We start from the raw sequence: 8,894 nt of genomic DNA on the forward strand, positions 1-8,894 counted from the left end.
TTTGCGTCAGTTGATCGGTCCCCGAGACTTCGCATAGTCGGGATGCTCTGTCCGGCCTGATTGGCCGGAAAGGAGCATTTCATGACCGTTCCCAGCTCGTGGTCCCTCGACGATCTGGTCGAGGCGTTCTACCCAGCACCAACGACGTACGCGCGGTCTGCGTCCACAGACTTTGCGTGGCCGCGCCCGGCTCGTCCGGATGCTCGTCCGGGCCGCTCTTGGCGCGGACCCGCTCGACCCTGCTCGCCTCGCGCCGGCCGATGTAGTGGCGTTCATCACATCGCTACGAGGACGGTTCTCTCCTGGCTCGATGCGGACCGTGCGGTCGACGTTGCGGTCGTTCTTCCGGTTCCTGCGCTTCGAGGGTTCTGCGGCGACGAGCTCGAGCGCAACCTCGGACCGGACAACCGTTTTCGATACCGCGGACGATCTCATTGCGACCGTGACGCTGTTGAGCACGACACCTACCGGTCCCGTTCGCGGAAGGGCCGGGTGATCGCTGGGTCCGTACGAAACAGAAGACCGCGGGACTCATTGGAACTAGCCCCCCCACGCTGCCGCCGCCACCCGGTGCACCGCCGAATGACGTTGTCTGTCTCGAAACACCCTTCCAGCTCAGGGTTGCCCGACAGCGTATCGGACGAATATTGCACGACGGTGGTGCCGGTCATGACGCCGGGGGTGTCCGCCCGTGACTCCCAGGACATCAAGCGTGCCCGAATCTCGCCGGTGTCGTTCGGCAGGCGGAACGCGACCTCGTCGGACGTCAAGGTGAGCCTCCCATCGATCGAGATCGTCCCGGACTGGACGGTCCACTCGTAGTTCGGCGGCGCGGTGAACGTGCTCGCCACCGACCCGGTGACCGTTGCGCCGTCCTGCGTGAAGTTGACTGTCAGGGGTATCCAGGAAGCGCAGTCAGGCAGGCTGTTGCAGTTCTCCTCGTCCAATGCCTGCCAGTCCGGCGGCACGGTTATGCTCGTCACGTTCAGGTCACCCTCCCAATGTCCATGGAACTCCGGGAAGACCCGGATGCTTAGCGAGCCTTGCCCGCCGGACGGGACCTGGGCGGATATCGTCGCCTCGCCGGCCGAGACGGCGGTCACGAGGCCCGACGACGACACGGTCGCAACGGCCGGGGCATCCGACTCCCAGACTGCATTGGTGACGGCCTGTGTGCCAGTGCCGCTCGACGAAAGGCTTGCCTGAAACTGCACCTCGTCGCCGATGTAGATCGTGCCGTGGTTCTCGGGATAGGTGACGGAGACGCTCGACGTCGTGACCGGCGACGGCGCGCTGAGACCGCCACTATCCCCGCCGCAGGCAACTGCCAGCAGGCAGGCTGCGGCGAGCAGCCCGCAGGCCAAGTCCCTATTCGTTCGGCGGACAATCGCGTGGAGCCGGCTTTTCACCGTTTTCCTCCGTCGAGCAACCGGCAAGCGATGCCGGCGGCCCTTGTCGACAGACAGTCATCCGCAGCGGATCGAGCCGGCTGACGTGGTGTTCAACAGGGTGACGAACGTCGTGAAGTCATCCTCGGTGCTGTAGCGGTTGTCGGACCCGTTGTGGTGGACCGGAACTACGAAGTCGATCACGGTGTCGCCGTTCACGTCCGCAGGCACGGCATAGGTTCCGAAATGGCGGTCCGATCCGGCGAACGGCTCGGGAGACATCGCCTGGAATTGGCCGCTCCCGTTGTTCCGGTACACCAGTGGCGACTCGGTGACCACGCGGCCGAGGCTTCGCGCCATGACCAGATCCGCGCAGCCGTCGCGGTCAACGTCGTGCATTCTCGGGTCTGCGGTGTTGTGCAGTGGAGCGCCGTCCATGTAGCGCTCCAGAGTGGTGGCGCTCTGATCGCCCATCCGGGTAGGCGTCTCGTCGACAAACGACATGGGTCTGCGGCGACGGAGCACGCCGGACGCTGTCCCGTCATTGATGAGAATCTGAATGTAGCGACCCGTGTGCCAGAGCACGTCCGACTGGGTGTCACCGTTGCGCTCGTGCACGAGCAACAGGTCCTGAAACCCGTCGTCGTTGACGTCGAAATGCGTCAGCGACGGGACTGACGTGTAGCCGTCGTAGAACGCCGGATGCGGCAGTTCAATGCGTTCCGGATAGTGCCCGGTACCGTCGTTCACCAGGACGATGCTGAACTGGTTGATGTGGGTCGGATCGAAGTCCCGGATCTGTCCGAGCGCGAGGTCGAGGTCGCCATCATTGTCCAGGTCCACCAGGTCGTTTCCCACGTGCCGCCAGAACTCCGGTTGCGGGTTGTGGAGCAGCTCGTAGGGTGCGCGATCGGGGTCGAGCGTGAACGTGCCATCGCCATTGTTCACCATGAAGTGGCCTATGACGTTGGCGCCACCGCTGCTCTCGACCCACAAATCGATGTCGCCGTCACCGTCGATGTCGCCTGACGCCGCGGTCTTGACGTGAAGGTCTGCGAGCCCGGAGTATCTGGGGCTCGGCCGCAATTCGTGTTCCTGCCTGACCGCGTCCGCCAGCGCTTCCGATGGCCGAAGCGCTCCGTCCTGGCTGCTCAGGAACAACTGCGGCGGATTGCCGTAGTTGTCCCATCCGCCGACCCCATCTTCCACGTAGACGCCGGCATCGAAGACCGCGAGGTCCGGTCGCGTGTCGCCGTTGAAATCGTCCGCGACTACGACCGCTTTGCGCACGTCGATCGTCCCTTCGACCAATTCCGGCGCGTGCCTCAAGCCTCCGTCGCCCATGCCGACAAACACGTGCAGCGTCGTCTTCGTGAGTCGTTCCTCGCGAGTCGCGCCGCCGTAGTAATCGGTACGCCCTCCCGCGAGGATGTCGTCGCGGCCATCAGCGTTGAGATCTGCGACGGCGTGGACGAAGTCAAGCCGGCCGAGATCAGGATCGGTAAGGACGCGGGAAAAGGTGAGCCTCGAAGACGTTTGTGCATTCGCTACGGAACAGCCGAGCAACACTGCCCCGATCACTACGACGAACTGGCGCGACAACATGGACACTCATCCCTCGTGTGCCGAACTCGAATTCGGCCTCGGGCCTCCTCTCGGCGCTAGCCGTCCAGGGACCCAGTCGACCGGGCGCCTCGCGCCGACTGCCAACTGCGAATTGCCACCCGCGTCCGCGGACCGAACAGGCCGTCCGCGACGCCAGGGTCGAAGCCCGCCGCCTGGAGGCCCTGCTGCACCTGCCGCCGCGTCGACCGGTCGAGACCGAGCCCTTCCTCGACCACCGGGCCGTTGCAGCCCCACGCGCGAACCAGGCACCCCGCGCCGCCGGGCGAACGACACTCGGCCAGCGCCCGCTGCTGGGCACTGGACGCAGAGGCGTACGATTACGCCCAACCCACCGCCGTGCTGTGCGCGTCCTGGTCGGCCGCATTCGCCCCGCAACGGTTGAACGTCGGCACGACCGAGCACCCGGTGGCGCACTCGCGCAACGCCGCCGCGTGCGCCGCTGCCGACATCTCGTAGTCCACGGCCCAGCCCCACTGGTCGCCCTGCCGCTCTTCGATCGCCAGCGCCCCTACCAGGGGCTGGGCCGACGACGACGACACGAAAATGACCAACGCGAGAACCGCTACAACAAGCGTCGTCTGGTTCGCATCTTGCTAAATCCGTCATGGGCGCCTCAAGACCCAAACGCCGCAATGCGGCAGGGGTTGCCACGGGCTGCCAACAACGCTCAACGTCGGATGCACCGGTGCCGTGCCGTGGCTACTGGCGACAATGAATAGTAGTTTGCGGCCCGCATCAGCAGCAACGGCTAGTTCAATTGGCGCTCAGGGACCAGACCGTTTGTCCTGTGGGTTCGCCACCTGGAATCGTCTGCTACCCGTAACGGGCACGGCACTCTCTGGTCAAGCCTGAATCGCTGACGTTGAATCGTTCGGCGTCCCCGTACCTCATCGGGGGGCTGACCAACGGCACGCAGCTTCGCGGTCAGATCTGCAATCGACGTGATGACGCCGCGCGACAGCCGGCAGAAACCCCAACGATGGCATCCAACCCCGCAGACGCTCGCCGCGACGTCCGCTACGAGCCCAACGAGCGTCCTCCCAAGTTGCTGTCCCTCGGGCTCGGAATGCAGCATGCGCTGCTCGCTGTTTCCGGCATCGTGCTGGGCCCGACGATCCTGATCCACACCGCCGGCGGCAGCGATGCCTATCTGATGTGGGCGGTGTGCACGGCGTTGGCGATCTGCGGGATCACAACTGCGGTCCAGGCAGTGCGGGTCGGGCACATAGGCGCCGGCTACGTCCTGCTGATGGGCAGCAGCAGCGCCTTTCTCGCGGTCTCCGTGTCGGCGCTGGAGCAGGGAGGGCCGGGGCTGCTGGCCACGTTGATCATCGTATCTTCGCTGTTCCAGTTCGCCCTGGCGGCCAGGTTGTCGGCGCTGCGCCGGATCTTCACCCCGACGGTGGCCGGCACTGTCGTCATGCTGATCCCGGTCACCCTGGCGCCGGTCATCCTCGGCAAGCTCACCGATGTGCCGGACGGCGCATCGCCGGCGGCGGCGCCGGTCACGGTGGGCGTGACGCTGCTCGTCATCGTCGTAACCGCGCTGCGCGGCTCCAGCCTGTGGCGCCTGTGGGGACCGATCGTCGGCATCGTCGCGGGCACCGCGACCGGGGGCCTTGCCTTCGGACTCTACGACACGGCGGGCATTCGCCAGGCGGGCTGGATCGGCTTGCCGCCCATTGCCTGGCCCGGACTCGATCTCGGCTTCGGACCCGAATTCTGGGCCCTGCTGCCGGCGTTCGTGCTGGTGACCATCGTGGGTGCGATGGACACGCTCGGCGACGGCGTCGCCATCCAGCGGGTGTCGTGGCGCCGGCCGCGCGCCATCGATTTCCGGTCGATCCAGGGTGCGATGTCGGCCGACGGCCTCGGGAACCTGTTGTCGGGTCTGGCCGGCACGCTGCCGAACACGACCTATGCCACGGGCATTTCGATCGTGGAGCTGACCGGCGTGGCCGCCCGCTCGGTCGGCGTCTGCATCGGGCTCATCTTCGTCGTGATTGCGTTCATGCCGAAGCTCCTGGCGGTAATCATCGCGATCCCCGGCCCGGTGGTGGCCGGCTACTTCGTTCTCCTGGTGGCCAAGCTCTTCACCTTCGGCATCGAGATCCTCCAGCACGAAGGGCTCGACCCTCGGAAGAACGTCGTGGTCGGCCTCGCCTTCTGGATCGGCCTCGCGTTTCAACTCGACTGGATCTTTCCGGAGTACTTCCAGGGACCTTGGAGCGAGATGCTCGGCAGCGCGATAACGGCAGGTGGCTTGACGGTGATCGCACTGACGCTGTTCGAGGAGCTTACGGGACCGCGCCGCCTGCGCCTGCGGGTTACATTGAGCGCCGATGCGTGTCCGAAGATCGATGCTCTCCTGGCGAAGCTCGGCGAGCGCCGGCAGTGGAGCGAGGAGATGGTCGACCGCGTTCGTGCGATTGGCGAGGAGACGCTTCTGTTGCTTATCGGCAGGCAGGAGGAACGCACGGCGGGGAACGGGCGGCAGTTGTTGCTGGTAGCAGGCGGCGAGCGCAATGCGGCCGTGCTGGAGTTCATCGCCGCCACGGACGAGGCGAACCTCGAGGACCGGATGGCGCTGCTCGGTGACCGGCCCGTGGGCGGACGGATGGAGCAGGAAGTACCCCTCCGGTTGTTGCGACACTATGCCTCGTCGGTGCGCCACAACCAGTACCACGACACCGACGTGATCACGGTCCGCGTCGAGTCCGCCTCGAACACGAAGCTCTGAGCCGGCACGAAGCGGACGCGTGACATCGAGCACGGGGATACCCGCAACCACGCGAGCATGGCGCGGTGCGGCAGGCGCGGGTCGCGCGGAACTCGGCTCCCCTACCTGCAGTCCGCCGTCAAGCAGGTCCCTGGGTTCCCTACCTGGAATCGTCTGCTACCCGCAACCGGCACGACACTCTCTTGTCAGGCCTGAATCGCTGACGTTGAATCTTCCGACGTTGCCGACCGCACACTCATCGAGCGGATTCATGCACAACGGAACACGTCTACCCATCTATGCACTATCCGTGTCACTCGTTCGCTTCTCGGTGACCCTGGCCGCCATGGCGGCAGGCCTGTGCATGGCCGGTCCGGCTGCCGGCCAGACCCAGCCGCCGGAGGCGCCGCACGTCTGGTCCGTGGATTCCCGGACCGAGGCCGTGCGGGTCCATTGGTGGGCGGTGACGGGCGCGGACTCGTACGACGTCCGCTGGAAGGGCCCGGGGCAGCCGTACGACGACAACCGGATGACAGAGGGCATCGAGGCACCTGAGGGAGTCGAGCCGCACTACTTCTACGTCATTCGGGAACTGACCAACGGCACGCTGTACACCGTGCAGGTGCGCGCGTCGAACGGCGCCGGGAACAGCGGCTGGTCGAACGAGAGGACCCGCAGGCCGACGATGCCTCCCGACCCGCCGGTCCTTCGGCTGACCACGGGGGACAGGAGCATGACCGCCACCTGGGACGCCGTGCCCGACGCGTACTACTACCAGCTCGCCTGGAGCCGGGAAGGCCACGGCGAATCGGATTCCACGAACGTCTGGTCGACGTCCCATACCATCGAGAACCTGGAGCCGGGTAACTACAGGATGACCGGCTGGACGAGGAACGCCGAGGGGAATGTCAGCGAGCAGGCAAGACACGTGTACGCCAAGGTCAGGGACCACGTCGGACCGGGCACGGTCGGGCTGTGCGGCGCGCGGGTCGGCACGCCGACGCAACTGTCGCGGGATGCGGAGGTCGACGTCTGCTGGGACGCCGGGGAGGAGATTCCCACCGGCAAGGACGTGGTGATCGAGGCGCGCGAGCGGTACTTCTGGGACGACGCGCAGCCCTTCAGACCGTGGAAGCGGGTCGCGCGCGGCGATTCCTTCACGGCCTGCTCCGGCGGCGACGGTACCTGCCTGCAATACACGCGCGTGGGCTGGCGGGGGTTGGCCTTCGAGATGGAGCTTCGCATTCGCCGAGGGAATACCGTGCTGGGGACCTCCCCGGTGCTGAAGGCACATATGCCCAACAGCGACACGAACGAGTTGCGGTCTCGCCTCTCGGGGGCCGTAGACGAGGATACGGGGCGCTCGATAGACGTGGCGAAAGGGCCGTTCATCATGCAATTGGAGTTCACCGACCCGTACGTGTACCTGGCGCTGCCGGAGATCGTGCTGGACCTCGCGACGGCAGACTTCGACGTCACCAACGCCACGGTGACCGGCGTCGAGAACTGGGGTAGCTCCTCCGGCGTTTACAGGGTCAGCGTGACGCCGACGACGCTGGGCGAGCCCGTGACGATCGACCTGCCGGCGAACCGGGTGAAGGGCGTCGGCGAGGGGATCTCCTCGAGCGGCGGCAACAACTACACCCGCGACAACACCGCGTCCAACACGGTCGTGCAGGAGACCGCCGCGCCGGGTTCGAGAGGTGCCCGGTCGGGGCTCGCGCCGTTGACGGCGGCGTTCGAGGACGTACCCGCCGCGCACCGGGGCAGCAGCTCGCTCGACGTCCGCCTCCGGTTCAGCGAGGACCTGAGCACGGACTACCCGACTTGGCAGAGCAAGGCCGTCACGGTAGTGGGCGGCAGGATGTTGGCGGTGAAGCCGGTAAACGACCGCAGCGACCTGTGGAGTATCACGGTCTCGCCGGAGTCGGCCGCGCCGGTGACGCTCCGGGTAGGGTCGCGGGGCGCGTGCGACGGGGTCGGAGCGGTGTGCACGGCGGACGGCCGGGCCTTGTCGAACTCGCCGTCGGTGACGATCCAGGGTCCGGACAGCGGCCCGAGGCCGACGGGATCCGGTGCGGGAGAGGCCGCGGGGGTTGTGAACCGTGCGCCGCAGGCGATGGGGACAATACCGCCGCAGGTGCTGGGCGTGGACGACGCGGAGCTGACGCTGGACGCGGCTCGGTACTTCGCGGACGAAGACGAGGACGGGATGACGTTCGCGGCGCGCAGTGCCGACCCGGCCGTGGCGGCGGTGTCGATGGCGGGCCCGCTTCTGGTGGTGACGGCGGTCGGGCCGGGAACGGCCGCGGTGACGGTGACGGCGAGCGATGCCGCCGGCCTGAGCGCGGAGCAGGCGTTCGAGCTGCGTGTGGCGGACCGCTGGGGGCACGCCGCGACGGGGGACACGCTGGCGGCGCTGGGCCGCGGCTATCTGTCGAGCGTGCGCGCGACGCTGGGGCGCCGCGTGGAGTCGCGGGCGCCGGAGGCGGAGATGACAGTGGCGGGTCAGCGGATACCGTTGGACCGATCCACGGCCCGGGAGGTGGGCGTTTCGCTGGTGCGGCGCCTGTTTCCGCGGGCGGGCTCGCCGGGCGGACCGTCCTGGGTGGGACAAGTATCGCCGAGGCAGGCAGGGTTCGGCGGGCCGGCGCTCGGGAGCCCGGCGCCGGGAACGTCGGCCCTCGGAATGCCCGGGTCGGGACTGGCGGGGGCGGGCGCGAGACGAGGCCTGCCGGCGGGGTCTTCAAGCACGATACGTCCCGGACACCTGGCGGTCGGTTCGCCGGGCGGTCTCGGCGGGTTGGGGCTCTTCGGGGGCGGTGCGTCGCGCGTGCTGCGGCGCACGAGCGTCGCGTTGCCGCTGGGTGGCGTGTCGGCCGGGCAAGCGTCCGACGGGGCGGCCCCGGCGTCGCCGGGCCGGCGCTGGACGGTGTGGGGGCAGGGCGACGTGCAGGCGTTCCGGGGCGGCGCGGCGGGCGGTGCCGATGCCTCGGGTGCGACCTACGACGGGAATCTGCAGACAGCCTACGCGGGCATGGACGCGCGACTGAACGAGCAGTGGATGGCCGGGGTGGCGCTGGCGCGCAGCGCCGGTTCAGCGTCGTGTGGTAGCGGCAAGATGAAAAGGGACCCCGCGGCAATCTGAAAAGGGACCCCCT

Annotated in this window: 7 protein-coding genes; 3 read left to right on the top strand and 4 right to left on the bottom strand. The window is 67.4% G+C overall.

The window, feature by feature from the left end:
* The first annotated feature begins 112 nt into the window (after positions 1-112).
* The gene (locus F4X11_25370) at positions 113-496 is read left to right on the top strand and encodes a hypothetical protein (GenBank protein ID MYN68309.1); all 384 of its coding nucleotides are present in this window, start codon (positions 113-115) and stop codon (positions 494-496) included.
* Here F4X11_25370 and F4X11_25375 read toward each other — a convergent pair.
* From F4X11_25375 to F4X11_25390, 4 genes are read right to left on the bottom strand one after another with little or no spacing between them, the layout of a single operon-like run.
* Complete coding sequence (locus tag F4X11_25375) at positions 465-1,466, bottom strand: Ig-like domain-containing protein (protein MYN68310.1); 1,002 nt, start codon at positions 1,464-1,466, stop codon at positions 465-467. The two genes, F4X11_25370 and F4X11_25375, sit on opposite strands and share 32 nt — an antisense overlap.
* The gene (locus F4X11_25380) at positions 1,467-2,993 is read right to left on the bottom strand and encodes a VCBS repeat-containing protein (protein MYN68311.1); all 1,527 of its coding nucleotides are present in this window, start codon (positions 2,991-2,993) and stop codon (positions 1,467-1,469) included. It lies immediately after the preceding gene.
* A 56-nt stretch (positions 2,994-3,049) separates the two neighbouring features.
* Positions 3,050-3,295, bottom strand: coding sequence for a peptidoglycan-binding protein (locus F4X11_25385; protein MYN68312.1), 246 nt, complete (start codon positions 3,293-3,295; stop codon positions 3,050-3,052).
* 36 nt (positions 3,296-3,331) lie between these two features.
* On the bottom strand, positions 3,332-3,565 hold the full coding sequence (locus F4X11_25390) for a DUF4189 domain-containing protein (GenBank protein MYN68313.1): 234 nt from the start codon (positions 3,563-3,565) through the stop codon (positions 3,332-3,334).
* Between the two features lie 428 nt (positions 3,566-3,993).
* Between F4X11_25390 and F4X11_25395 the strand changes: the two genes are divergently transcribed.
* A complete protein-coding gene (locus tag F4X11_25395; GenBank protein ID MYN68314.1) occupies positions 3,994-5,754 on the top strand; it encodes a hypothetical protein in 1,761 nt (586 codons plus the stop codon).
* Positions 5,755-6,004: 250 nt separating this feature from the next.
* On the top strand, positions 6,005-8,881 hold the full coding sequence (locus F4X11_25400) for a fibronectin type III domain-containing protein (GenBank protein MYN68315.1): 2,877 nt from the start codon (positions 6,005-6,007) through the stop codon (positions 8,879-8,881).
* Positions 8,882-8,894: the final 13 nt, after the last annotated feature.

This window comes from Acidobacteriota bacterium (genome assembly GCA_009861545.1).
Classification (GTDB): Bacteria; Acidobacteriota; Vicinamibacteria; order Vicinamibacterales; family UBA8438; genus WTFV01.